The organism is Sphingomonas longa, assembly GCF_016892685.1.
In the GTDB taxonomy this organism is placed as follows: Bacteria; Pseudomonadota; Alphaproteobacteria; order Sphingomonadales; family Sphingomonadaceae; genus Sphingomonas; species Sphingomonas longa.
In genome coordinates this window covers 542,225-567,396 of the sequence record NZ_JAFEMC010000001.1, presented here as the reverse complement: position 1 = coordinate 567,396, position 25,172 = coordinate 542,225, and the positions used below count along the sequence as shown (strand labels likewise).

Sequence of the window (25,172 nt, the reverse complement as noted above, 5' to 3'; positions counted from 1 at the left end):
TTCGACTTGAACGGGCCTTTTACGACGCTTCGGCTGAATCTGCGATTAATTTCGGCCCGCCGCCTTCGCCATTGCTTCACCGGCTGTTTTGATGCTGTTCGTTGCGGCGTTCATTAGCATGCTAAATTGCTGCGTCATGACGCCGAACTCTGCCGAAAGGCTTGGTGTGTCTTTGGTGATTTGACCGGCAGTGCGAGACATTTCGTCGCCCAACTGGTCGAGCTGTGCGCCCAGAGCCTTGGCCATCGCCATCAACCAACCACCCCCCTTGCCCGAAGATCGGGCCTCACTGAATTCGCTGCTCTCTCCAGCCTGCCTGATCGTGTTGTTCACGAAATCCAAAGTATTCCGCTCCTGCTCGCCGATCTGCGCAGGACTACCGCCCAGATAACTGCCGAACTCGCCGATCGATCCCGAAAAGTCGCCGGATGCCCGAACCCCGCCGCTCGAACTGGTGAACGAATCCAGAGCTAGATCGATAGCCGACTGGCCGAGGTTCATCCTCTCTCCCATGCCCTGGAGTATCTGCTGGCCCATATTGGCGAAAACCTGCGTCGCGAGTTGCATGCCAAGGCCGCCAACGGGACCGAGAGCAACGGTCGAAATCAGAGACACAGCGTTGAGATTGATACCGAACATTGTCATTCTCCCATCTATCATCCCGGCGAGTAAGCCCGGTCCGGGGGGTCGAAGGGCGACGCCGATCGCCGCCTTGCCGACCCTTTATGGCGACTTCCGACGGCGGGCGCGCTCAGCAAATCGACTAGACGGCTAATCGAAACGCTTAGAGGGCCGCCGATGCTGACTAGTCGGAGCGACTATGGCGCCGCGTCCGCCTTGCTCGCATATCGGTAGCACGTTGGAGCAATAGCCATGACACCGATCGATCGCATTTCATCCCTGTCGCCCGCTGCTCAGCCGGGCACGTCCTCCGTTGAGACTGCCGCCGACGCGACACGCGCGGCGCTGGGGCAGGTCGGGCACCGCGTGCTCGCATGGGTAGGAGCTGTGGCTCCGACCTCCGCACCGGCAGAAGCGTGGACGGCGCAGGCGGGCGTGTCGGACGGGTTTCGGCCGGACATGGCCGAGCTGGCGCGGGGCGGCGACGTGTATGGCCTCAAGGGGCTGACGGACATGCTGTCGGATCGGTTCGGGGCGACGCCGGCGCAATCGGGTGAACTGCACCGCGCGCTGGAGGATTTCACGCGCGCCGCGGTGGTGCATGTCGCCGGCCTGTCGGGCGGATCGGCTGATCAGCAGATCGCAGCGATGGGGCAGGCGCTCGACGCGTCGGTCAACGGAAACGGCTCCGGCGGTAATTATGGCGGCATCGACGGCGTGATCGATGGGGTCAATGCGGCGGCGGCACGACTGTCGGTCGGCCTCGAATAGCCCGGCAGTCATTGCCCGGAACTTCCAGGCGTTTGGCCGGTCTATAGCGGCAGAAGCAGGGGAATTCGCCAATGAGGTTGCTCGTCCTGACCGCCGTGCTGGCGATTGCCGGCAGCGCAGAGGCTCAAACCGGCGGGGCGCCGGCGAAGGCGTCCGCCAGCAAGGCCACGGTGGCGGACCCGCAATCGATCCGGATCGGCAAGGAGGTCGTGGCGCGGCCGTTCGGCGCGACGCTGGTCGATCAGGTCCGCGTCGTCGGCACCGTGCGCGGCCGCACGACACGCTATCATCTGGTTCGCGGCGCGGCGGCTGGCGAGTGTCCGGCGCGATACGTCATCGTGACTCAGCCAACGACGGGGGCATTGCAGGTGTCCGCGCCGTTCGGCACCTGTGCCGACGGCGCGACGCTGCGGTTGCAGGCCGGAGCGCCGAGCGTTGCGATGCCTGACCCGGTGTCGCGGCAGATCGTGCAGTTCGACTGGGTCGATGGCCGCATGACGTCACCCGCGGCGGCGGTCGCGCGGGCCGCGGCCGACACGACGCCGGGCTGTGTGTCGCCCTACACTGTCAGCGCGTCGGTCGAGGCGGAGACGATCGCGCGGTTCGAGCGGGACTATCCCGAGGCGTATCGGCGCGGTTCGCTGTTGAAGCGTACCGACATCGCACCCGATCAACTCCGGGAGGTCGTCGCTGGCCTTGCCTGTCTGTCGACATGGCCGAGCGGGGGCAAGGTCGTCGCCGACACCGCCACCGAGCTGTTCGCCAGCAAGCGCCACGGTGCACGTGCTTTCGCGGAACTGGAGCGACTGAGCCGCGATGGCGACGCCGGCGTCTACCAGCAGGCCGCCGCGCGCAGCTTCGCTGCGGAAATGCGGTACCGCGTCGAACGCCGGTCGGTGGTGCGGATCTGACCGGCATATTACGGCAGGTCGGGCAGGCCGCGGCGATGATATTCGCGCGCAGCCAGCCTTGTCGTATGTGTCGGGAAAGGTCCGAATAGGTCATAAACTGTGACCTTGTTGCAACGGTTCCGGCGAAAACCAATTTACCAAATTCGTCACGTTTACTCAGCCACATAGCGGCTTATGCAGCGTCCGTTCCGGGCAGCCCCCGGCGATGATTGCAGACACGTGAGCGGACCGCCCGAGGTGGCCGCGTAAGGGGAGTAACACCATGATTAGCTCAGCGACCAAGTGGCGCGCACTCGGCGGTAGCGTCTCGACGCTGGCCGTTCTGCTCGCCATGAGCGCCCCGGCGACAGCGCAGAACGCGCCGGCTCCCGCTCAGGACGCGGCCAACGCCGAGGCGCGTTCGGCCGAACCCACGACGCAGGTCCAGAACGCGACCGATGCGACGGGTGCGGCTACGGACGGCAACGACGAGATCGTCGTCACCGGTTCGCTGTTGCGTCAGACCGACTCGGCGACGCCGTCGCCGGTCACGACGATCACCGCGGCCAATCTGGACGCGCGCGGCATCAACACGGTGCAGGGCGCGATCCAGTCGCTGGCATCGAACAACGGCCCGGCGCTGACCAATTCCTTCACCGCGAACGGCGCGTTCGCCGGCGGTGCGTCGGCGGTGTCGCTGCGTGGTCTGTCGACCAACTCGACCCTCGTGCTGTTCGACGGTCTGCGCGCGGCCTATTACCCGCTGGCCGACGACGCGACGCGCAACTTCGTTGACCTCAACACGATCCCGGACGACATCGTCGACCGCATCGAGGTCCTGCGCGACGGCGCATCGTCCAGCTACGGCGCGGACGCGATCGCGGGCGTCGTCAACGTCATCACCAAGCGCAAGTTCAACGGTATCAGCGGTCGTGCGGAAGCGGGCATCAGCCAGGACGGCGTCGCCGCCAACCAGCGCCTGACGCTGACCGCCGGCACCGGCGACCTGGATGAGAAGGGCTACAACGCCTACATCAGCGGCTTCTTCTTCCGCAGCGAGGCGGTCTACAATCGCGACCTGCCCTATCCCTTCAACTCCGCCGACCAGCGCGGCGTCGGCACGGGTGGTCCGAACAACATCGCCAACGGCCTCGGCTCCGACGGCTTGCTGCCGAACAACGGCGTCATCGCCGGCGCGAACTTCTTCGTGCGTCCGGCGACGGGTACGACGGCCGTCCCCGGATCGCGGTATCAGCTGCTGACGCCGGGCTGCCTGAACGGCACCCCTTACAACACCACGGATGCCGATCGTGCGCAGACCAACAACGGTGCGATCGCCAACGTCGTCTGTCAGCAGGATCTGGTGAACCAGTACGGCGTCGTGTCGCCGAATATCGAACGTTTCGGTGCGTCTGCGCGGTTCACCGGCAAGGTCGGCGACAATGCAGAGGCCTATTTCCAGGTCAATTTCCAGCAGTCCTCGTCCAACTACAGCGGCGATCCGTCGGTCATTCGCGGCAACGCGCCGGCGGGCATCCTCTTCCCGCAATTCTCGACTTCGTCGGCGGCGGCGCAATATGCTCCTGGCTCGGCTCCCCTGACGCTGCCGGTCTATGTCTGCCCGCGTGGTACGGTGAATTGCGGCGCCACCAACGGCACGCTCAACCCAAACAACCCCTTCGCGGCGGCCGGTCAGACGGCGCTGCTGCTCGGTACGCTGCCGAACTCGGTGACGTACAACGCCACGCGCAACCGCGTCTATCGTGCGGCAGCTGGTGTGCAGGGCACGATCGACGGTGGCTGGAACTACCGCGTCGATGCGACCGCGATGCACACCGACCTGCGTCGCACGCAGGCAGGCTATGTCTATATCCAGCATCTGCTTGATGTGATCGCGGACGGCAGCTACAACTTCCTCGACCCGTCGCAGAATTCGCAGGCGACGCGCGATTACCTGACCCCGACCAACATCGCGGACTCGAGCTCGGACCTGTACCAGTTGCAGGCGTCGGTTTCGAAGGAGCTGTTCCAGCTTCCGGGTGGCGCGGCTCAGCTCGCATTCGGGGGATCGGTGTTCTACGAGGCAATTGACGCGCCGTCGGCGAACCCGGACATCAACGGTCCGACGCAGCGGTATTTCACGATCAATGCGTTCGGCACCAGCGGCAACCGCACGGTCAGCTCGGCCTTCGGCGAGTTGCAGCTGCCGATCGTCGAGCAGTTCCTGGTGAACGCCTCGGGCCGTTACGATCATTATTCGTCGGGCCAGAGCAACTTTTCGCCCAAGATCGGCGCCAAGTTCACGCCGTTCCGCCAGCTGGCGGTGCGGGGAACGTGGTCGCGCGGCTTCCGCATCCCAAGCTTCGGTGAGGCCAACGCTCTGCCGACGACCGGTTATGTCACGAACAATGCGACGTTGTTCAACGACACGTACCTGGCGCAATATGGCTGCACTGTCGCCACGTTCGCCGACTGTCCGACCTACATCCGGTCCGGCAGCTACGGTCAGACGACGCTCGCCAGCCAGAACCTGAACCCGGAAAAGTCGCGTAGCTTCACCGCCGGTATCGTGTTCGAGCCGATCCGCAACGTCGCCCTGACGGTCGACTTCTTCGACATCAAGAAGACGGGTGCGATCACGACGCTGACGGCGGGCGACGCACTGGCCGCCTATTACGCAGGCGAGACCATCCCTGACGGCTTCGAGGTCATTCCGGACGCGGTTGGCGTCGGGTTCGAAAACGCCACGCCGCGCGTCGGTCTGGTGCGGTCGCAGCTGGTCAATGCCAACACGATCCACTCGCAGGGCCTGGATATCGGCGGCACGGCGCGTTTCGACCTGACCGACGGCCTCCGCTACACGATCTCGGGCGAAGGCAGCATCCTGTTCGACCTGAGCACGACGTTTCCGGGTGGCCGCAAGGAGAAGTATGTCGGCACGCTCGGCAACTACAACCTGACGGCGGGTTCGGGCACGCCCCGCTGGCGCGCCAACGTCACGCAGACGCTCGACATCCAGGACCAGTTCAGCCTCAGCGGCACGGTGAACTACGTCGCCGGGTATAACCTGTCGGCGGAGGATCAGGGTGGCGTGCGCGGCGACGGCGGCCTGGCGGTCGATTACCTGCCGGAGAATGTCGACGGATACATCACCGTCGACCTCGTCGGCACGGTCAAGGTCACGGACAAGTTCAGCTTCTACTTCAACGTCCTGAACCTGCTCAACGACCTGCCGCCGCTCGATCCGGCGACCTATGGTGCGTATCTCTACAACCCGGTGCAGGCGGGTGAGGGCATCTTCGGCCGTCAGTTCCGCGCCGGCGTCAAGTTCGGCTTCTAAGCCGGTATGACGAAGAAAAAGGGGCCTCGGCGATATTCGCCGGGGCCCCTTTTTCGTGTGTTTACGCCCGGACGACGGTCGCCGTGGGTCGCCAAGAATTCGCTCGTTGAATAGGAACATCGCATGACGAAGATGACGATCATGATCGCCTCGGCCGCCGCGCTGCTGGTGGCAGCCTCGTCAGGCGCTCAGGACGCGCCTGCGAGCAAGGAGACGCCCTCCGCCACGCCCGATCCCGACAAGAAGGTGTGCCGCCGTGAGCAGGCGCTGGGGAGCTTCCTGTCGAAGAACGTATGCCACACCCGCCGGGAGTGGGCGACGATCGACAATGAGAACGGGGTCAACGCCGAAAACGCGCTGGCACGTCGCCGCACCGGGGTGCCTGGGCGCAATTAACGGGACGAGCGTCCCGCCGTCCACCGGGGCGACCGGATGTTTGTCGGTCAGAAGGATGGCGTCTGCGCGGTGCCTCGGGCGAGCCGACATCGCAGCGTGGAACTGTAGGCCACCTGATCCAGTCCGCGGCTTGAAGAAAGCGCGACAGAATCCGCCAGTAGCGGTTCCACCGAGCAGCCACCACATCGCGCGGAGGCGATCTTCCGACGATCGTGGGGCTGGCTCCCTGAGTAGGATTCGAACCTACGGCCGCTCGATTAACAGTCGAGAGCTCTACCGCTGAGCTATCAGGGAATGCCGTGCCGCGGTCCTATAAACGGTCGAAACGGCGGCGCAACCCCTTGCGTGACCATATTGCGACAATCCGTTCACGACCGCCGTAACAGGGTAGTCAGGCGATGAACTGTTCCATCGTGATGCGGTCATCGAGAGCGTGTTCGGGATCGAACATCAGCGTCAGTTCCCGCGCCCGGTCGACGCAGATCGTCACCTCCGCCACGTCGCGAATCTCGCGCTGGTCGGCGACGGCCGACACCGGGCGCTTGCCGGAATCGAGCACGCGGATGGCGATCCGCGCCTTGTCGGGCAGGATCGCGCCGCGCCAGCGACGGGGGCGGAAAGGGCTGATCGGCGTCAGCGCCAGCAGGTTCGATCCCAGCGGCAGGATCGGGCCCTGCGCGGAAAAATTGTATGCGGTCGATCCTGCGGGCGTGGCGACGAGGATACCGTCGCAGGCGAGCTCGGGCAGGACGATGCGATCGTTGACTATCACCTCCAGCTTGGCGGTCTGGCGCGTTTCGCGGAGCAGCGACACTTCGTTGATCGCGGGCATGGAGTGGATGCGCCCGTCGCTGCCGGTGACGGTGCATTGCAGCGGCGTGACCTTAAACGGACGCGCCTGTTCCAGTCGCCCCTCCAGCCCATGCCGGCGCCACTCGTTCATCAGGAAGCCGACGGTGCCCAGGTTCATCCCGAACACCGGTACGGGCGCCTTGCGACGCTCCAGCATGCGATGCAGCGTCTGGAGCATGAAACCGTCGCCACCGAGCGCGACGATCAGGTCTGCATCCTCGACATCCACCCAATCCTGCGCATCCGCCAGTTCCGCCGCGGCGGTCTGCGCCGGAGTGGTGGGGGAGGCGACAAGCGCCCGCCGCGGCGGCTGGCTCATCCGCCGGTGACGCTCATATGCCGGGCGACCGCCGGGGCAGAGCCGGCCTCGATCCGAAAGTCGTGGCGCGCGGGCTTGCGGCCGAGGCCGATGTCGATCGCCTCGTCCAGCGCCCCAAGGCCGCCGTCGCGCAACGCCGCTTTCAGATCGACCTGATCGTCGTGACCGAGGCAGAGGTACAGTTTGCCCTCGGTCGTCAGCCGTACGCGGTTGCAGCCGTCGCAGAAATTGGCGGTCAGCGGCGAGATCAGGCCGAGACGCGTGTCGGTACCCTCGACCCGCCAATAGCGCGCTGGTCCGCCGGTGCGGTGCGAGTCACGGACGATCGGGAACTCCGCGGACAGTGCGTCGAACACCGAAGTGAGCGGCAGGAAACGGTCCGTGCGATCCTCGTCGATCGCCCCGAGCGGCATCGTCTCGATCAGCGACAGGTCCAGCCCTTCCTCGACGCACCAGCGCAGCATCGGCGCAAGCTGGTGTTCGTTGAGACCCTTGAGCGCCACGGCGTTGATCTTGACCCGTAGTCCGGCATCGCGAGCGGCGCGGATGCCGGCGATAACCTGCGTCACGTCGCCGTGCCGGGTGATGAAGCGGAAGGTGTCGGGGTCGAGGCTATCGAGGCTGACGTTGACGCGGCGGATCCCGGCGTCGACCATCTCGCTGGCATGTTCCGCGAGGCGCGTGCCGTTGGTAGTCATCGTCAGCTCGTCGAGGCCGGAGCCGACCAGTCGGCCGAGCCGTCGCACAAGCTCGCCGACATCGCGGCGGACCAGCGGCTCGCCGCCCGACAAGCGGATCTTCGTGACGCCGCGCGCGATGAAGCGTTCGGCGATGATCGCGATCTCTTCCAGACTCAGCAGTGCCGATCGCGGCAGGAACGTCATCTTCTCCGACATGCAATACCGGCAGCGCAGGTCGCAGCGATCGGTGACGGAGATGCGCAGATAGCGGATCGTCCGGCCGTGCGGGTCGATCATCGGGTTGGTGGTGGCGCAACTCATCACGACAGGAGCTAGGATGCGGGAGGGGCGGCGGCAAGCCCGACTTTTCTCCGCGGGAGCGCAACCTTTCACCGCGATGCCGAACATGCTCTTCCCACGACGTGCGGCTTTCCCCTAGGATCGGGCAATGAACGGGGGCGAAGAGCAGGGCGGGGCCGTGCCACTAGTGGATGCGCGTGGTCGGCCCGACGCGGCTCTGACGGAGGTCGTCGCGCTCGCCGCCGATGGAGGACCGCTGCTGGTCCTGCTCGCGGCTGGCGAAGACCCGCTGCCCTATGCCGCGGCGGGAGCGAGCCATTTCCTCACCGAGCCGTGCGATGACGCATCCGTGACGGCCGCCCGCCGGTTCGCTGCCATGGCCCGACTGCACGAGCGGCGCACGCCGCTAGGCGAAGCGGCCGAGATACCGAACGCTTTCCCTGCGCAACGCGACAAGGCGGTGATCGCGGTCGCTCTTTCGCGGATCGACTTGCTCAACGCCGCGCATGGTCGCGGCGCGGGCGATGCGGCGCTGGTGCAGGCGGCCGAACGTATTTCTGCCGCGACGGGGGCGTCCGTCACGACCCTGTCAGCGGCGCGTTTCCTGGTGGCAGTGCACCAGGGCGAGGCGGCCGCCGCCGTCGCCCGGATCGCGCAGGCGCTCGCGCGGCCCTATGCGATCGGCGACGTGCCGGTGATGGCGGGCGCACGGTTGGGACTGGCACAGCCGGAGGCCGGCGACGATACCGCCGCGCTGGTTCGCCGCGCGATCGACGCGCTGGAACACGCCCGCGCGAGCGACGGCGCGACCGTGCGGGTCGCCGCGCGGGAGGGGGCGGCGCCGCCCGACGAACTCGCGATCGACCTGCATCATGCGGTCGCGGCCGGGGAAATCGCGGTGGTGTTCCAGCCGCAGGTGGAGATCGCCACGGGCCGCATCGTCGGGGTCGAGGCGCTGGCGCGCTGGTCGCATCCGCGGCTGGGGTCGCTGGGCGCGGAGGAGTTGTTCGCCGCCGCCGACCGTGCGGACCTCGGCATCGCCTTGTCCGATCACATCCAGGAACTGGCGCTGGCGCGGGCGGCGGCGTGGCCGCGGTCCCTGGGTGCCCTGCGATTGTCGGTCAACCTCACTGCCGCCGACGTGACCCGCGCCGGCTTCGCGCGGCTGTTCCTCGACCGCGTCGACGCCAGTGGCTTTCCGCGCGGACGTTTAACGGTCGAGGTGACCGAGACCGGCATGATCCGCGAACTGGATGCCGCGGCGGCGCTGCTCGCCGAACTGCGCGGGGCGGGGTGCCGGGTGGCGATCGACGATTTCGGTACGGGCTATTCCAGTCTGGCTTATCTCAAGGCGCTGCCGCTCGATTATCTGAAGATCGACAAGGCGTTGGCGCGCGATATTGCCGGCAATCCTCGCGACCGCGTCGTCGTGCGAGGCGTGATCGAGATCGCCCGGGCGTTGGGCCTCGCGGTGATTGCCGAAGGGGTCGAGACGCCGCAGCAACTGGCCTTGCTGGCAGCGGAAGGATGCGGCTGGTATCAGGGCTTCCTGCGCGCCGGCCCGCTGGACGAGGCTGCGCTGGTGCGGATGGTGGAGGGACAATGATCGGTTCGTCGATGATGCTCGTGCTGGCTCCCGCCGCGATCGTGGCGCAGGCTCCCGCAGAAGACGGTGTCGGGAAGGCGATGGCGGAAAGCGCGGCGGGGTGGAACACCAACGATCTCGATCGCTTCCTGGCGGTGTATGCCGACGATGCGGTGTTCGTGACCGGTGACGGCGACGGCCTTGCGCGGGGCAAGGCAGCGATCGCGGCCCGGTACCGAAAGAACTATGGCGCGACCGGCAAGCTGCGCGGGACACTGAGTTTCAAGCCGCTGGTGGAGAAGGCGCTCGATCCGACGCACCGGCTGTACATCGCGCGTTGGACGCTGACCGGCGACAAGATCGAGACCGGCATGACGACGCTGGTGTTCGAGAAGCGCGGTGGCAAATGGCTGATCCTGAGCGACCATAGTAGCTGATCGGTAGGGGGCCACCCCGGGCAGTCGCGGCGGCGCTATATCCTGGCAGGCGGTTGGACTCATGTTGTCACCCTCTCCATCATGCCCGGACGAGTCCGGCATGACGCAGCAGGGGCGACGCGTTTGATCGCTTGTAATTAGGCACTGCGAGGTCGGATATCTTCCGCCTCTCACCCTGCCGTTTTCGCCAACCCCTTCGACAATTGCAGCGCGCCATGCAGTCGAGCCTTGGCGTCGGGCCACGCCCGGTTGAGGACAAGCTTGCCGTCCGGGCGCAGCTTCGCGACATCCTTCAGCCTGTCGACATAGGCCAGCAAGGCATCGATATTCGCGGGTTTATTGTCGTGGAAGCTGACGAGTACGCCCTTCGCGCCGACGTCCATCTTGGCGATGCAGGCCTTGCGCGCATTGAGCTTGATCTCGATGACGCGGATCAGATTGTCCGTCGCGTCGGGCAACGGCCCGAAACGGTCGATCAGCTCCGCCGCGAACGCCTCGATCTCCTGCGAAGCCTCCAGCTCGTTCAGGCGGCGATAGAGGCCCATCCGCAGGTCGAGATCGGGGACATAATCCTCCGGGATCAGGATCGGCGCATCCACGGTGATCTGCGGACTGAAGTCGCGCGGGCGATCGCGCAGGCCGCCGGCCTTCGCATCCATGATCGCCTCTTCCAGCATCGACTGGTAGAGTTCGTAGCCAACCTCCTTGATATGACCGGATTGTTCGTCACCCAACAAATTGCCGGCCCCCCGGATATCGAGGTCGTGACTGGCCAGCTGGAACCCGGCCCCCAGCGAGTCGAGATCGGAGAGCACCTTCAGCCGCTTCTCCGCGGCGTCGGTCATCTGCCGCTCCGGCGGAGTCACGAGATAGGCGTAGGCGCGCGTCTTCGCGCGGCCGACGCGCCCGCGTAGCTGGTAGAGCTGGGCAAGGCCGAAGCGGTCGGCGCGGTTGACGATCAGGGTGTTGGCGGAGGCGATGTCGATGCCGCTCTCGATGATCGTGGTCGATACCAGCACCTCGAACTTCTTGTCGTAGAAGGCGCTCATCCGCTCTTCGACATCGGTCGCACTCATTTGGCCATGCGCCACGACATAGCGGATTTCGGGCACCTCCTTCCTCAAGTAATCTTCGAGGTCCGGCAGGTCGGCAAGTCGCGGCGTCACGATAAAACTCTGTCCACCCCGATAATGCTCGCGCAGCAACGCCTCGCGCAGCACGACCGGGTCCCACGGCATGACATAGGTCCGTACCGCGAGGCGATCGACCGGCGGCGTCTGGATCACCGAGAGTTCGCGCAGGCCCGACATCGCCATCTGGAGCGTACGCGGGATGGGCGTCGCGGTCAGCGTCAGCATATGGACGTCCGCCCGCAACGCCTTCAGCTTCTCCTTGTGCGTGACGCCGAACCGCTGCTCCTCGTCGACGATGACCAGCCCCAGCCGCTTGAAGTCGATGTTCTTCGCCAGCAGCGCGTGCGTACCGATGACGACATCGATCGTGCCCGCCTCCAATCCGTCGCGCGTCGCCTTCGCCTCGCCCGCGGTGACGAGGCGCGACAGGCGCCCCATCTTCATCGGAAAGCCATCGAACCGGGCGCTGAAGTTGTTGAAATGCTGACGCGCGAGCAGCGTCGTCGGGCACACCACCGCGACCTGCTTGCCGGCCATCGCCGCGACGAAGGCGGCGCGCAAAGCCACCTCGGTCTTGCCGAATCCGACGTCGCCGACGATCAGCCGATCCATCGGCTTGCCCGCGGCAAGATCGTTCAGCACGTCGTCGATCGCGCGGTCCTGATCGTCGGTTTCCGAATAGGGGAAGCGGTCGACGAAGCTGGGGTAGCCCGCGGCGTCCGGCTCCATGACGTCGCCCTGATGCAGCGCGCGCTCGGCGGCGGTCCGGATCAGGTCGCCCGCGATCTCGCGGATGCGCTCCTTCATCTTCGACTTGCGACGCTGCCACGCCTCGCCGCCCAGTCGGTCGAGGCTGGCGCTTTCCTCGCCCGATCCGTAGCGGCTCAGGACTTCGAGGTTCTCGACCGGGACATACAGCTTGTCGCCCCCGGCATATTCCAGCGCGACGCAATCGTGCGGGCTCTTGCCGACCGGGACGGAGGTCAGCCCGACATAGCGGCCGATGCCGTGATCGGCGTGAACGACGAGGTCGCCCGGCGACAGCGTCGCGAGCTCGGCGAGAAACGCATCGGCGGACTTCTTGCGCTTGGTCCGGCGGACCAGCCGGTCGCCGAGCATGTCCTGCTCGGTCAATACGGCAACACCGGGGGCTGTGAAGCCGTGGTCGAGCGGCAGCACGACCAGCGCGACGCCGAAGCTCTTGGCGGTATCGGCGACGCCCAGCGCCTCCTGCCACGTCTCTGCCGTTTTTCCGCCCTTCAACCCGTGATCTTTCAACAGGTTGCCGAGGCGTTCTCGCGCGCCGATCGAATAGCTGGCGAGCACCGGCCTACGACCGTCCTTGCGCAGTTTCTCCAGATGCTCGACCACCGCTTCGTAGACGTTGGTCTGCGCGGCGCGCTCCGGGGCGAAGTCACGGGGGCCGTCGACCTCGAAGTCGAGGACGGTTTTCGACTCTGGCTCGTGATAGGGGGTCGTGACGTGCGTGGTCGCCGTATCCAGCGCGGCGCGCCACTCGTCGGCATCGAGGTATAGGGCCTTGGCGGGCAGGGGGCGATAGCTGCCCGGCTGCGCCGCCTCCGCGCGTTTACGGTTCTCGTAATAGTCGGCGATCGCCTCGAACCGGCTTTCGCCTGCGGCACCCGTGACGCCGTCGCGGACGATCACGGCCTCGGCGTCGAGATGATCGAACAGCGTTACCAGCTTGTCCTCGAACAGGGGCAGCCAGTGCTCCATGCCGGCGAGACGGCGACCGTCCGACACCGCCTGATACAGCGGATCGCCGGTCGCGGTGGCGCCGAACCTCTCGCGATAGCGCGTCCGGAAGCGCTTGATCGACTCTTCCTCCAGCAGCGCCTCGGACGCGGGCAGGAGCGTGAAGCCGTCGATGCGGCCGGTGGTGCGCTGGTCCAGCGGGTCGAAGGTGCGGACGCTCTCGATCTCATCGCCGAAGAAGTCGAGGCGCAACGCCTGTTCCTCCCCGCTCGGGAACAGGTCGACGATGCCGCCTCGAACAGCATAATCTCCTTGATCGTGAACGGTTTCCGTCCGGACATAGCCATTGGCTTGCAGGAGCGTGGCAAGATCGTCGCGGCCGATCCGCTCGCCCGGCGCGAGCGTCGCGACCAGCTGGCGGATGCGGAATGGCGTCAGCGCCCGCTGGGTGGCGGCGTTGACCGTGGTCAGCACCAGTTGGGGCGTCTTCGGCTTGGCCTGCAACCGGTGCAGTGCGGCGATGCGTTCGGCCATGATGCGCAGCGTGGGGGAGGCGCGATCATAGGGCAGGCAGTCCCAGGCGGGGAACTGCACCACCTCCAGATCGGGTGCGAAATAGGGTGCGGTTGCGGCGATCGCGCGCATCGCCTGATCGTCGGCGGCGACGAACACCAGCCGCGTCTTCGCCGCCCTTGCCAGATCGGCAAGCAGCGATGGGCGAAACCCGTCGGGAACGCCGGACAGGGCCAGCGGGGTCTTGGCGGTCAGGATCGTCTTCAGGTCGGGCATGGTATCTCCCCCCTCCCGATGCGGGAGGGGCTAAGTCATTTGGCGATGGGGACGTAGCCGAGCTGGCGCATCGCATGCATCATCGGGCCGTCCCATTGCGGCGGACAGGGGAGCGACCCGATCGCCCACGCCATGATGTCGACATCCTGTTCCTCCAGCAGCGTCTCGAACCAGTCGAGCTCGTCGGCAGTCCAGCCGGCGTGATGCGCGTCGAAGAAACCGCCGATCATCAGGTCGGCCTCCTTCGTACCGCGGTGCCAACTGCGGAATCGCAGACGCTTGATACGGGTTTCGTGATCCATAAGGCTCCCAACGGCGATAAGCCGGCGGGCGCTGGCGGCGCACGTCGGCTGGGGTATAGGAGCGTATCTAGTCATGCGCCCCGTTATCCTCAATCCGCTGTTCGCAGAGGTCACGTCGCTGAAGGGCGTCGGGCCGGCGCTCGCCAAGCCGCTCGATCGGCTCGGGCTGGTGCGCGTCGTCGATGTCGCCTTTCACCTGCCGACCGGCTGGGTCGACCGGGTTCCGCGCGAGGAGCTGGATGCCGCGGACGCCGGGCGGATCATCTCGATCGTGCTGACGCCGCGCAGCTATCGCGAATCGAACGGGCGTGGACCGACACGGGTCAACGCGTTCGATGCGGCGGGGAACGCCGTCAGCCTGACTTATTTCGGCGGACATCCCGGCTGGGCGAAGAAGCTGCTGCCGCTCGGCGAGCCGAAGCTGGTGTCGGGGCGGCTCGACCAATACGGCCAGGATCTCCAGATCGTACACCCCGAGCTGGCCGATCCGGGTGAGGTCCTGCGGGCGCGCGAGCCGATCTATCCCCTGTCCGAAGGCATCACGTCGCGGCGACTGTCGGGCTTCGTCGATCAGGCGATAGAGCGCGCACCGGCGCTCCCCGAATGGATCGAGCCGGGGCTGAAGGCGAAGCGTGACTGGCCCGACTGGCGCGAGGCGCTGGTCCGCATCCACGCCGATCCCGCCGACGCGACGGCGCGGGCGCGGCTGGCCTATGACGAGGTGTTCGCCAACCAGCTGGCGATGACGCTGGTGCGCGCCGACACGCGCAAGCGGCGGGGGCGGGCGCTGGCCGGCGACGGCCGGCTGCGCGACCTGTTGAAGCTGCCGTACAGCTTGACGGGCGCGCAGGCGCGGACGGTGCGGGAGATTGAGGGCGATCTGGCGCAGGAGGCACCGATGCTGCGGCTGCTTCAGGGCGATGTCGGGTCGGGCAAGACGCTGGTCGCGGCGATGGCGATGCTGGTGGCGGTGGAGGCGGGGGCGCAGGCGGCGATGCTCGCCCCGACCGAGATCCTTGCGCGGCAGCATTACGAGACGCTGCGGCGCACGCTCGCCGGGCTGCCGCTGGAAGTCGCGGTGCTGACCGGGCGCGACAAGGGGCGGGTGCGGGAGGCGACGCTGATGGGGCTGGCTGACGGATCGATCGATATCCTCGTGGGTACGCACGCGATCTTTCAGGAGGCGGTCGGCTATCGCGATCTGGCGCTGGTGGTGGTGGACGAGCAGCACCGGTTCGGTGTCGCCGAGCGGCTGATGCTGCAAGCCAAGGGCGCGCGCCCTCCGCACCTGCTGGCGATGACCGCGACGCCGATCCCGCGCACGCTGACGCTGGCGCAATATGGCGAGATGGACGTCAGCCGGCTCGACGAGATGCCGCCGGGCCGGCAGCCGATCGAGACGCGCGTCATATCGGAGGATCGGCTGGACGAGATGGTGAATGCGCTGGGTCGCCACCTTTCGGAAGGCGGGCAAGCCTATTGGGTGTGTCCGCTGGTCGAGGAGAGCGAGAAGTCGGATCTCGCTGCAGCCGAGGCCCGGGCGGAGGAACTCGGGCGGCGCTTCCCGGGCAAGGTCGGCGTCGTTCACGGCCGAATGAAGCCCACGGAGAAGGACGACGTCATGGCGGCGTTCTCGGCGGGGGCGCTGGGCGTGCTGGTCGCGACGACGGTGATCGAGGTCGGCGTCGACGTGCCGAACGCGACGCTGATCGTGATCGAGCATGCCGACCGTTTCGGGCTGGCGCAGCTCCATCAGTTGCGCGGACGCGTGGGGCGCGGCGGCGGTCTGTCGCGCTGCCTGCTGGTGCGGGGATCGTCGCTGTCCGAGACGTCGCGCGCGCGACTGGCGCTGATGCGGGAGACGAACGACGGCTTCCGCATCGCTGAGGAGGATCTACGGCTGCGTGGCGGCGGCGAGATGCTGGGAACGCGTCAGTCGGGCGAGCAGGGCTTCCGCCTAGCACCGCCCGATCTGCTGCCGGACTTGCTGCAATGCGCGCAGGACGATGCGCGGCTGCTGGTCGATCGCGATGGCGGTCTGGAGGGCGAGCGGGGGCAGGCGGCGCGGATTGCGCTGTACCTGTTCGAACGCGATGCGGGGGTGGCGCGGCTGCGGTCGGGCTAGCAGCATTGACGGGTTCGGCCCTTGCGGCCAACGATCGCGGTCATGGCTGCCCTGATCCCCATCCTGATCGTCCTGCTCGCCGGTGTTGGCGTCGCCGTGCAGCCGCCGACCAACGCCGCGCTCGCGAAGATATCCGGGTCGCTCTGGCTCGCTTCGCTGGTGTCGTTCGCGGTCGGTACGATGGTGCTCGCTGCGGGATGGGCCGCGCTGGACCGCACACCGCTCTCCGCCCTGAAGGGGGCGCCCGGCTGGGCGTGGGCCGGCGGGCTGTATGGTGCGTGCTTCGTCGCCGCCCTGGCCTATGCCGCGCCGCGGCTGGGCCTGGCCTCGACGTTGACGATCGCGGTCGCAGGGCAACTCGTCACGGCGATCCTGCTCGACCATTTCGGGCTGTTGGGCTTGAAGGTCGAGCCCGTCAGCGTGGCGAGGATCGGTGGTGTCGCGCTGGTCATCGCCGGTGTGCTGCTGGTCCGGCGTGGCTAAGTCGCTGACCCGGCGTCCCGAATTGTTACAAAGCCGTGACGGACCCGTATTGACCTGCCGTCATTAGAAGATCATGCAGGTATCCAGAGGGTCGGGCCGGGAGTGATCCTGCCGTCCTACCCAGCCTTCCCGATGTCCGTCGGGGGAAGCCGCCGGTCGCAAGATCGGCGGCTTGTTTCGTGTTCAGGCGCGGCGGATCGCCTGTAACAGCTGATGATAGTCGGACATGCCGATCATCCTTTCCAACCGGCAGCCGATGCGACCACCCAGCGACCAGCGGACCTCGGCGGCGACCTTTCCGACCCGCGGCAGCGTGATCTGGACGCGGTCGCCTTCGCCATATTCGCCGTCGACCCGGACCATCAGTCCGCGGGCGGAGACGTTGACGACCGTCGCCAGCCGCTCGACCCCATCCGTACACGCCAGACGGGTGCGGTGGATGACGTCGATGCGGGGTTCGCTGCGATCGTCTATGCTGGTGCGAAGGCCGGCGCTGTTCATTCTCGATCCTCGTCGCGTCGGCTGTCGCGACGCAGACTTCGTATACCGGTGCGAATCCTTACCGGACGTTAATCTGCATTACCCGGAACCAGCATTCCGTGATGCTTTTTACCCGCTGACAGCCGGCGGGGTGCCGTAACGGCGATCGACGCCGCTTCGTCGCCGATCGCCTCGCCGTCGACGCGCGCACCGCCGCCCGCGATCAGGCGCTTCGCTTCGCCCTTCGACTTCACGAGTCCGAGCCCGAGCAGCGCGTCGAGCACGCCGATCGATCCGCTCACCGTCAAGGTCGGCAGTGCGGCACCACCTGAACCCTCCTCGAACGTCCGGCGCGCAGTCTCGGCAGCCTCCTCGGCGGCGGCACGGCCGCGGCACATCGCCGTCGCCTCGTTGGCGAGCACCTTCTTCGCCTCGTTGATCTCCGCGCCGGGCAGCGCTTCCAGCCGGCGGATCTCGTCGAGCGGCAGGTCGGTAAACAGGCGCAGGAAGCGGCCGACATCGCGATCGTCGGCGTTGCGCCAGAACTGCCAGTAGTCGAAGTGCGGCAACTGATCCTCGTGCAGCCACACCGCACCCGACATCGTCTTGCCCATCTTGCCGCCGTCGGCGGTCGTGATGAGTGGGGTCGTCAAGCCGAACACGTCGGTGCCGTCCATCCGCCGCGCCAGTTCTATGCCGTTGACAATGTTCCCCCACTGATCGCTGCCGCCCATCTGCAACCGGCAGCCGGCACGGCGCGACAGTTCCAGGAAGTCGTACGCCTGCAAGATCATGTAGTTGAATTCGAGGAACGACAGCGACTGCTCGCGATCCAGCCGCAGCTTGACGGAATCGAACGACAGCATCCGGTTGACGGAAAAATGCTGGCCAACATCGCGCAGGAAAGGGATGTATTCCAGCGCGTCGAGCCAGTCCGCATTGTCGAGCATCACCGCGTCGGTCGGCCCGTCGCCAAAGGTCAGGAAGCGTTCGAAGATGCGCCGGATCGACGCGACATTGGCCTTGATCCCGTCCTCGCCCAGCAGCTTGCGCGCCTCGTCCTTGAAACTCGGATCGCCGATCTTCCCGGTGCCGCCGCCCATCAGCACGATCGGCTTATGGCCGGTCTGCTGAAGCCGGCGCAACAGCATGATCTGCACCAGGCTGCCGACGTGCAACGACGGCGCGGTCGGATCGAAGCCGATATAGCCGGGGACGATCTGCTTCGCCGCCAGCGCATCGAACGCCACGGCGTCGGTCTGCTGGTGGATGTAGCCGCGGTTGCCGAGGACGGTGAGCAGGTCGGACTGGTAGGACATGGCCGGCGGTTAGCAACTCGCGGGCGCGGCGTCACGTCCCGCGGATCCCGTCAGGTCTGCGGCAATTGCCCTTGCGGATTGACGGGCGTGCGGCCCTTGCGCAGTTCGAAATGCACCTCCGGCCGGTCGGCCGCGAAGCCGGTGTCGCCCGACAGCGCGATCGTCTGGCCGCGTTTCACGCTCTGGCCGCGGCTGACCAGCAGCTTCGAAGCATGGCCGTAGACGCTGGTCCAGCCGCCGCCATGCTTGATGATGACGAGGCCGCCCAGCGCCTTGATGCCGTCTCCGGCATAGGCGACGACGCCGTCGGCGGTCGCACGGATGGGCGTCGACAGCGGCACGGCGATCTTGATCCCGTCGCTGCGTTCGCCGCTGGCACCGGGGCCGAAGCGTTTGACGACGCGGCCGTCCACCGGCCAGCCGAAGCCGCCGCCCGCCAGCCGGACCGGTGGCGCGACCGGGGTGGTCGGCGGCAGCTTGCGCGTGGGGCGCGACACCGGCCGTGCGGGTGCCTGGTTCTGGGCGAGCGCCGGCTCGCCGCCGGTCAGGATGTCGTCGACGTCGAGCCTGAACGCCGCCGCGCGTTCGGACGCGCGCGATTGGCCGGCGGCGGTGCCGGGGATCACGATCCGCCGCCCGGCGCTGAGCGTGTACGGCTCCGTCAGCACGTTGGCGGAGACGATCCGCGACCATTCCACACCGTAGGCGCGGGCGATCGCGATGCCCGTCTCACCCGACCGGACGAGGTGATAGCGCCCCGCCGGGATGTCGAGCCGTTGCCCGATCCGCACCGTGTAGGGCGAGGTGATACCGTTGGCGCGCGCGATCGCGTCCAGCCCCGCGCCGGTGCGGTCGGCGATCCGGCGCAGCGTGTCGCCGGACCGCACGGTGTAGGTCGATGCCTCGACCTCCACTGCATCCGCCGCGACCGGGCGCGCTTCCCAGGCCGGCTTCGAACTGGCGGCTGGCAGCGCAACGGTGCCGACGCGGCGATCCGGCTCCTCCGCCGCGCCCAATGTATCTTGCGGCGGTTCGTCGGGCACCGGGCCGGCGACCGGTTCCGCAGGTCGTTCGGCAGGCCCTCCGAATGGCGGCGTCCTGTAGGAGGCAGGCGGCTCGACCTGCGGGATGCAGCCGGCGAGACCGACCGCGATCAGCAGGAGCGCCCGCGTCCGCATCGCTCAGCGATACGCCCGTTCGAGCATCGCGAGCGACGCTGCGTGCGTCATGTCCAGATGCAGCGGGGTGACGGAGATATGGCCGTCCGCCACCGCCGCCAGATCATCGTCGCTGCCGGGGCGATGCTCCGTCACGCCCAGCGCGAACCAATGATAATCATAGCCGCGCGGATCGGTGTTGGTGACGATCTTCAGCCGTCCGTAATCGCGCAGGCCCTGCGGGGCGACGCGGATGCCCTTCACCGCGTCGACCGGCACGGCCGGAAAGTTGACGTTGACCAGCGTGCGCGGCGTCATCGGCGCGTCGATCAGGGGCCGCAGCACGCGTTCGCCCCACGCCTCCGCCACCCCGAACGGCACTGAATCGCCCAGCCCGTCGCGGCTATAGACCTGACTCAGCGCGATCGATCGGATCCCGGCCAGCGCGCCCTCCATCGCGGCGGAAACGGTGCCTGAATAGGTCACGTCCTCGCCCAGATTGGCGCCGCGATTGACGCCCGAGAGGATCAGGTCGGGCGGCGTATCGGCCATGATCTTCGCCACCGCCATCATCACCGCGTCGGTCGGCGTTCCCGCGACCGCGAAGCGCTTCTCGCCATGACGACGTACCCTGAGCGGCTTGGTCAACGTCAGAGAATGGCCGGCGCCCGACTGCTCGTCGGCGGGCGCGACGATCCAGACGTCGTCCGAGAAGGCGGCGGCGATCCGCTCCAGCACCTTCAGGCCGGGGGCATGATACCCGTCGTCGTTGGTCAGGAGGATGCGCATCAGCGCGCCGGCTCCAACACCGTCAGACCGCCCAGATAGGGCTGCAACACCGCCGGGACCGCGACCGAACCGTCCGCCTGCTGGTAATTTTCGATCACCGCGACCAGCGTGCGCCCGACCGCGAGCCCGGAGCCGTTGAGCGTGTGCACGAACTGCGGCTTGCCGCCTTCCGGGCGATAGCGGGCGTTCATCCGGCGCGCCTGAAAGTCGGTGCAGGTCGAGCAGCTGGAAATCTCGCGATACCGCGCCTGACCGGGCAGCCAGACCTCCAGATCATAGGTGCGCGCAGCCGAGAACCCCATGTCGCCGCTGCACAACAGCATTCGGCGATAGGGTAGCTCCAGCGCTTCCAGCGCTCCCTCGGCGGCGCGGGTCATGCGCTCGTGTTCGGCATCGGACGCGTCGGGCGTCACGATCGACACCATCTCGACCTTGTCGAACTGGTGCTGGCGGATCAGCCCGCGCGTATCGCGCCCCGCGGCGCCCGCTTCCGAGCGGAAGCATGGCGTCAGCGCGGCAAGGCGCAGCGGCAGTTCGCCTTCGACCAGCACGCGCTCGCGAACGAGGTTGGTCAGCGAAACCTCGGCGGTCGGGATCAGCCACCGGTCGTCGGTTGTCCTGAACAGGTCCTCCGCGAACTTCGGCAGCTGGCCGGTGCCGAACAGGGCCTCGCTGCGCACGAGCACGGGCGGCGCAACCTCTTCATACCCGTGCTCAGCGACGAGGCGGTCGAGCATGAACTGGCCGAGCGCGCGGTTCAGGCGGGCGATGCCGCCGCGCAACAGCGTGAAGCGGGCACCCGCGATGGCAATCCCGGCCTCGAAATCCATGCCCAACGCGGGACCGATCGCGTCATGCTCGCGAACGTCGAAGTCGAACGCGCGCGGGGTGCCCCATTCGGACACCAGTCGGTTATCGTCCTCGTCCTTGCCCTCCGGGACGTCGGCGGCGGCGCGGTTAGGGATGGCGGCGAGCGCGGCGTCCAGCTCCGCGCCGATCGCGCGTTCTTCCTCTTCCAGTTGCGGCAAGCGCGCTTTGAGGTCGGCGACCTCCGCCATTAGCGCCGTGGCGCGGACCTCGTCCTTCTGCGCCTTGGCTTGGCCGATCTGCTTCGACAGGTCGTTGCGGCGGGTCTGCGCGTCCTGCGCGGCGGCGGTGGTGCGGCGACGGCGCTCGTCCAGCGCGACCAGCCACTCCGCCTGCGCAGGCAAGGCCCGACGAGCAAGGGCGGCGTCGAAAGCGGCGGGATCGTCCCGAATGGCGCGGATGTCGTGCATGGCGCGGGGCTATGCCGGGCGCGGGGAAGCCACGCAAGACGGGCGTCCGACTGCGCGGGCGAACGTACTTGGGCAAGGGACCGGCAACCCTCTCGCCGCGGCCGGCGTTACACCCTCCAGAGGCACGATAATCAGGAGATGAGACGATGCAGGTTCCCCACAACGCGTTCGTGCTCGTGGCCGACGGTCGCAAGGCGCTGTTCTTCCGCAACGAGGGCGATGCCGAATTCCCGAACTTGCAGGTCGAACATGCGCAGGAGCATGTGAACCCCGCCGATCGCGACCAGAAGACGGATGCCGCTGGCGGTGCGCGCTCGACGCAGACCGGTGCGGGTGCCCCCGCGGTGGCGCAGGGTGGCAGCAACCACGCATCTGGCGGTGGCGCGCAGTTCGCCCCGTCGCGTGGGTCGATGGGCGAGACCGACTATCATCAGCAGGAGGAAGACCGCTTCGCCGCGGAAACCGCCGACATGCTCAAGCGCCGGGCGCTCGCGAACGAGTTTGAATCGCTGATCATCGTCGCGCCGCCGAAGACGCTGGGCGAACTGCGCAAGCATTACCACAAAGCGGTCAGCGACCGTCTGACAGGCGAACTGGCAAAGGACCTGACCGGGCATGCCGTGCCCGATATCGAGCAGGCGCTGCGGTCGGCGTAGCCGCTCGGCGCGACGGTACCACACTCAAAAAGGGCTCCCGTCGTGCGCGGGAGCCCTTTTTCTATGTCAGCGGATCAGGCGGCCTGCGGCTTGGCGCGGCGGTGACGTGCGACGAGCGCGACGGCCGCTGCACCGAACAGGAGGACCATCGGGGGGGCCGGAACAGGTGTGGGCGGGCCGCCGCTGGAGCCGGTGCTGCCCGATGCGCTGCTGGCGGACGAGGCCGACGAGGCGGAAGAGGCGCTCGACGCCGACGATGCGCTGGACGCGCTCGAGGCCGAGGAGGCGCTGCTCGCGGACGACCCGTTGGACGACCAGCCGCCGCTGGAACTCCACCCGCCGCTCGACGACCAGCCGCCGCTCGACGACGGATGGCCGGGTTTGCCCGGATAGCCGCTGCTGCCCGAGGCGGAACTGGCGCTGGAGGCCGAACTCGCACTCGACGCCGAACTGGCGCTGGACGCCGAGCTGGCGCTGGAGATGCCGGAGGAGGTGGAAACCCCCGACGACGTGGACACGCCCGACGAGGTCGAAACCCCGGACGACGTGGAGACACCGGATGAGGTCGACACGTTGCCGCTCGATGTGGAAACACCCGAGGATGTCGACACGCCCGACGAGGTGGAGACATTCCCGCTCGAGGTAGAAACGTCGCCGGAGCTCGACACGCTGCCCGACGAGGTCGACACGTTGCCCGACGAGCTGGAGACGCCGCCGGTCGAACTCGAGACATTGCCCGAACTGGAGCTGGAGATGACGTTGCCGCCGGAGCTGGTGGACGAGATGACCACCGAACCGCCGCCACCGCCGCCACCAAAGCCGAAGCCGCCGCCAAATCCGCCGCCGAAGCCGGGACTGCCACCGAAGCCGCCACCGATCACCGCCGGCGCGAAGCCGCCACCGCCGCCGATGAACGGGCTGCCCATCGGTTCGGGGATCGGAACGGGCGGCGATTGGGTGGAGACGGTGACGACCGCGGGCGCGCAGGTCGTGGTCGTGCGGGTCGTGACGCGGCGGACGCGCGGCTTGCTGGCGACCTGGCGATGGGCGACTCGCTTGACCATCTTCTGCTTGGAATAGGCGACGCGTTGCGGACGCTCGGCGACATGAACAGCGCCGCCGCCGATCACGGCTCCGCCGCAGGCGCAAGCGCAGAGTTTTGCAAGAGCCATCCGCACAGACATAAGATCGGTCGCTTTCCCGTTTGCGTCGCAACCAAAGCCCGGACACCCGGGATTCGGCGGCACCTATCCGCTGTGCGAGTAAGGGGGCCAACAAACTCTTAAGCGCAATCGCGTTAACCACGATTTGGCGGAGTTTTGCTCCGGAACGACCGCATGGATCATGCTTCGCGGGGTTAACGTGCCACAATGATACAGCGCAGACCTCGTAACCACTGTGGCACCTACGCAGCGCCGCTAGAGCGTGGTTTTCCCGCCACATCAGTTTGAAAACACGGACCCGGTTTCTTCACCGTCCGCTTGTGAGGCGTTCGATCCGCTACTATAGGCGCATCGATATTTGGGGGCGACCCGATGCCGCGAGCAAACATGCCGCGCACGATGGGTCGAAGGAGAGTGGGGCATGGCGACCGTGTTGAATCGCGTGGATGAGCTTCCCTCCGGTCTGGGCGCGGCGAACGATGCCGACGGCTACAGACCCACGGCCGACGAGCCGTTCATGAGCCTGCGTCAGCAGGCATACTTCCGTGACAAATTGCTGTGCTGGAAAGAATCGATCCTGCTGGAGGCGCAGGGGACTCTCTCGCAGCTTCAGGTCGACTCGCTGCGCGAGGCGGACCTGACCGATCGTGCATCGAGCGAGACCGACTGGTCGATTGAGTTGCGGACGCGGGACCGGCAGCGCAAGTTGATCAGCAAGATCGATGCGGCGATCCGGCGGATCGACGAGGGCGAATACGGGTATTGCGAGGTTACCGGCGAGCCGATCAGCCTGGGTCGGCTGGAGGCGCGGCCGATCGCGACGATGACGGTCGAGGCGCAGGAGCGGCACGAGCGTAACGAGAAGGTTTCCCGCGAGGATTAAGCTGTCCCGAAGCGGGACGCTTCAGGGATCGCGGGCGCTCATTTTAAGGATTTGGCGACGTTCTGCCGGGTACGCGGACGCTCGGTCAGGTCATACGGGCGCATGTGAATATGGACGGCATCTCACGCGAGTGGAACGGAGCGGAGCCGGACGCGCATCATGGCAGTAGCGGGGATGCCGATAGCGGGTCGGGCTCCCGGCAGCGGCATCGCGACAGCCTGTTGCTCAGCGCCCGCCTGAAGATCGGCGACGATCCGACCGTATTTGACGTTCGCATCCGCAACCTGTCGGCCGGGGGCCTGATGGCGGAGCATCCGGCGCGGGTCGCCGCGAGCACACCGGTATGGCTGGACATGCGCGGTGTCGGCGCGGTCACCGGCAAGGTGGCGTGGTGCGCCGAGGGGCGGCTGGGCATCGCCCTGGACCAGGCGATCGACCCGCAACTGGCGCGGAAACCGATCGGCGGCGGCACGACGACGCCCTTCTATGCCAAGCCGCTACCCCGCCGCTGAAGCGGGCGAGGCAGGGCTTGCGATCACCGGCTCTACAGCCCGGCGATCTCTTCCTTGAGCTTGAGTTTCTGCTTCTTGAGTGCGGCCAACGTCACAGCATCGGGAAGCGGCCGGTGCTCTTCTTCGGCGATGCGCCGATCAAGCGTGGCATGCTTGCCCTCGAGGGCTGTCTGATGCGCGGTCGACTGCATGGGCAG

The 25,172-nt window shown here is 67.1% G+C and carries 24 protein-coding genes and 1 tRNA gene; 13 read left to right on the top strand and 12 right to left on the bottom strand.

Annotated elements, in window-relative coordinates; translation table 11 throughout:
- Positions 1–45: 45 nt before the first annotated feature.
- Positions 46–639 (bottom strand): hypothetical protein, encoded by a 594-nt coding sequence (locus ILT43_RS02700; protein ID WP_204194006.1) that lies wholly within the window; start codon positions 637–639, stop codon positions 46–48.
- A 234-nt stretch (positions 640–873) separates the two neighbouring features.
- On the opposite strand from ILT43_RS02700, the gene ILT43_RS02695 reads away from it, so the two are divergent.
- The 4 genes from ILT43_RS02695 (at position 874) to ILT43_RS02680 (ending at position 6,018) form a co-directional block, all read left to right on the top strand.
- On the top strand, positions 874–1,392 hold the full coding sequence (locus ILT43_RS02695) for a hypothetical protein (protein ID WP_204194004.1): 519 nt from the start codon (positions 874–876) through the stop codon (positions 1,390–1,392).
- A 71-nt stretch (positions 1,393–1,463) separates the two neighbouring features.
- Positions 1,464–2,303 carry a hypothetical protein gene (locus ILT43_RS02690; RefSeq protein WP_204194002.1) on the top strand — a complete coding sequence of 280 codons (840 nt, stop codon included), beginning with the start codon at positions 1,464–1,466 and terminating at the stop codon, positions 2,301–2,303.
- Between the two features lie 262 nt (positions 2,304–2,565).
- On the top strand, positions 2,566–5,622 hold the full coding sequence (locus ILT43_RS02685; RefSeq protein WP_204194000.1) for a TonB-dependent receptor plug domain-containing protein: 3,057 nt from the start codon (positions 2,566–2,568) through the stop codon (positions 5,620–5,622).
- Positions 5,623–5,745: 123 nt separating this feature from the next.
- Positions 5,746–6,018: a hypothetical protein gene (locus ILT43_RS02680; RefSeq protein WP_204193993.1), complete on the top strand. Its 273-nt coding sequence runs from the start codon at positions 5,746–5,748 to the stop codon at positions 6,016–6,018.
- Positions 6,019–6,237: 219 nt separating this feature from the next.
- On the opposite strand, the gene ILT43_RS02675 is transcribed toward ILT43_RS02680, so the two are convergent.
- The 3 genes from ILT43_RS02675 to moaA all read right to left on the bottom strand — a co-directional run bounded on the left by ILT43_RS02675 (position 6,238) and on the right by moaA (position 8,190).
- Positions 6,238–6,312 (bottom strand) — tRNA-Asn (locus tag ILT43_RS02675).
- A 97-nt stretch (positions 6,313–6,409) separates the two neighbouring features.
- Positions 6,410–7,189, bottom strand: coding sequence for an NAD kinase (locus ILT43_RS02670; protein WP_204193991.1), 780 nt, complete (start codon positions 7,187–7,189; stop codon positions 6,410–6,412).
- On the bottom strand, positions 7,186–8,190 hold the full coding sequence (moaA, locus tag ILT43_RS02665) for a GTP 3',8-cyclase MoaA (RefSeq protein ID WP_204193989.1): 1,005 nt from the start codon (positions 8,188–8,190) through the stop codon (positions 7,186–7,188). Before moaA ends, ILT43_RS02670 begins: the two co-directional genes overlap by 4 nt.
- 127 nt (positions 8,191–8,317) lie before the next feature.
- On the opposite strand from moaA, the gene ILT43_RS02660 reads away from it, so the two are divergent.
- Both ILT43_RS02660 and ILT43_RS02655 read left to right on the top strand, forming a co-directional pair.
- Positions 8,318–9,775, top strand: a complete 1,458-nt coding sequence (locus ILT43_RS02660; RefSeq protein WP_204193988.1) for a GGDEF domain-containing phosphodiesterase — start codon at positions 8,318–8,320, stop codon at positions 9,773–9,775.
- Positions 9,772–10,191 (top strand): YybH family protein, encoded by a 420-nt coding sequence (locus tag ILT43_RS02655; RefSeq protein ID WP_204193986.1) that lies wholly within the window; start codon positions 9,772–9,774, stop codon positions 10,189–10,191. Before ILT43_RS02660 ends, ILT43_RS02655 begins: the two co-directional genes overlap by 4 nt.
- Positions 10,192–10,361: 170 nt before the next feature.
- Here ILT43_RS02655 and mfd read toward each other — a convergent pair whose 3' ends face one another.
- Both mfd and ILT43_RS02645 read right to left on the bottom strand, forming a co-directional pair.
- Positions 10,362–13,829: a transcription-repair coupling factor gene (gene mfd / locus ILT43_RS02650; protein WP_204193974.1), complete on the bottom strand. Its 3,468-nt coding sequence runs from the start codon at positions 13,827–13,829 to the stop codon at positions 10,362–10,364.
- Positions 13,830–13,864: 35 nt separating this feature from the next.
- Positions 13,865–14,131: an FAD assembly factor SdhE gene (locus ILT43_RS02645; protein ID WP_204193972.1), complete on the bottom strand. Its 267-nt coding sequence runs from the start codon at positions 14,129–14,131 to the stop codon at positions 13,865–13,867.
- Positions 14,132–14,204: 73 nt separating this feature from the next.
- Here ILT43_RS02645 and recG point away from each other — a divergent pair, with 73 nt between their 5' ends.
- On the top strand, positions 14,205–16,256 hold the full coding sequence (gene recG / locus ILT43_RS02640; protein ID WP_204193971.1) for an ATP-dependent DNA helicase RecG: 2,052 nt from the start codon (positions 14,205–14,207) through the stop codon (positions 16,254–16,256).
- A gap of 42 nt (positions 16,257–16,298) precedes the next feature.
- On the top strand, positions 16,299–16,739 hold the full coding sequence (locus ILT43_RS02635; RefSeq protein WP_204193969.1) for a DMT family transporter: 441 nt from the start codon (positions 16,299–16,301) through the stop codon (positions 16,737–16,739).
- Positions 16,740–16,922: 183 nt separating this feature from the next.
- Here the strand turns inward: ILT43_RS02635 and ILT43_RS02630 are convergent, their stop codons facing one another.
- From ILT43_RS02630 to serS, 5 genes are all read right to left on the bottom strand, one after another.
- Positions 16,923–17,240, bottom strand: a complete 318-nt coding sequence (locus ILT43_RS02630) for a PilZ domain-containing protein (RefSeq protein ID WP_204193967.1) — start codon at positions 17,238–17,240, stop codon at positions 16,923–16,925.
- A gap of 68 nt (positions 17,241–17,308) precedes the next feature.
- Positions 17,309–18,538 (bottom strand): tyrosine--tRNA ligase, encoded by a 1,230-nt coding sequence (gene tyrS / locus ILT43_RS02625; RefSeq protein ID WP_204193966.1) that lies wholly within the window; start codon positions 18,536–18,538, stop codon positions 17,309–17,311.
- A 50-nt stretch (positions 18,539–18,588) separates the two neighbouring features.
- Positions 18,589–19,716, bottom strand: a complete 1,128-nt coding sequence (locus tag ILT43_RS02620) for a M23 family metallopeptidase (RefSeq protein WP_204193952.1) — start codon at positions 19,714–19,716, stop codon at positions 18,589–18,591.
- Between the two features lie 3 nt (positions 19,717–19,719).
- On the bottom strand, positions 19,720–20,484 hold the full coding sequence (gene surE / locus ILT43_RS02615) for a 5'/3'-nucleotidase SurE (RefSeq protein ID WP_204193950.1): 765 nt from the start codon (positions 20,482–20,484) through the stop codon (positions 19,720–19,722).
- A complete protein-coding gene (gene serS, locus ILT43_RS02610) occupies positions 20,484–21,761 on the bottom strand; it encodes a serine--tRNA ligase (RefSeq protein ID WP_204193948.1) in 1,278 nt (425 codons plus the stop codon). Before serS ends, surE begins: the two co-directional genes overlap by 1 nt.
- 146 nt (positions 21,762–21,907) lie before the next feature.
- On the opposite strand from serS, the gene ILT43_RS02605 reads away from it, so the two are divergent.
- The 5 genes from ILT43_RS02605 (at position 21,908) to ILT43_RS02585 (ending at position 24,975) form a co-directional block, all read left to right on the top strand.
- Positions 21,908–22,417, top strand: a complete 510-nt coding sequence (locus ILT43_RS02605) for a host attachment family protein (RefSeq protein ID WP_204193946.1) — start codon at positions 21,908–21,910, stop codon at positions 22,415–22,417.
- Between the two features lie 168 nt (positions 22,418–22,585).
- Positions 22,586–22,810 (top strand): hypothetical protein, encoded by a 225-nt coding sequence (locus ILT43_RS02600; protein ID WP_204193938.1) that lies wholly within the window; start codon positions 22,586–22,588, stop codon positions 22,808–22,810.
- Between the two features lie 99 nt (positions 22,811–22,909).
- The gene (locus ILT43_RS02595; protein WP_204193936.1) at positions 22,910–23,497 is read left to right on the top strand and encodes a hypothetical protein; all 588 of its coding nucleotides are present in this window, start codon (positions 22,910–22,912) and stop codon (positions 23,495–23,497) included.
- A gap of 504 nt (positions 23,498–24,001) precedes the next feature.
- Positions 24,002–24,463: an RNA polymerase-binding protein DksA gene (gene dksA, locus ILT43_RS02590; protein ID WP_204193934.1), complete on the top strand. Its 462-nt coding sequence runs from the start codon at positions 24,002–24,004 to the stop codon at positions 24,461–24,463.
- A gap of 110 nt (positions 24,464–24,573) precedes the next feature.
- Positions 24,574–24,975 (top strand): PilZ domain-containing protein, encoded by a 402-nt coding sequence (locus ILT43_RS02585; protein WP_204193928.1) that lies wholly within the window; start codon positions 24,574–24,576, stop codon positions 24,973–24,975.
- A gap of 32 nt (positions 24,976–25,007) precedes the next feature.
- Here the strand turns inward: ILT43_RS02585 and ILT43_RS02580 are convergent, their stop codons facing one another.
- A complete protein-coding gene (locus ILT43_RS02580) occupies positions 25,008–25,166 on the bottom strand; it encodes a DUF465 domain-containing protein (RefSeq protein ID WP_082474815.1) in 159 nt (52 codons plus the stop codon).
- Positions 25,167–25,172 lie beyond the last annotated feature (6 nt).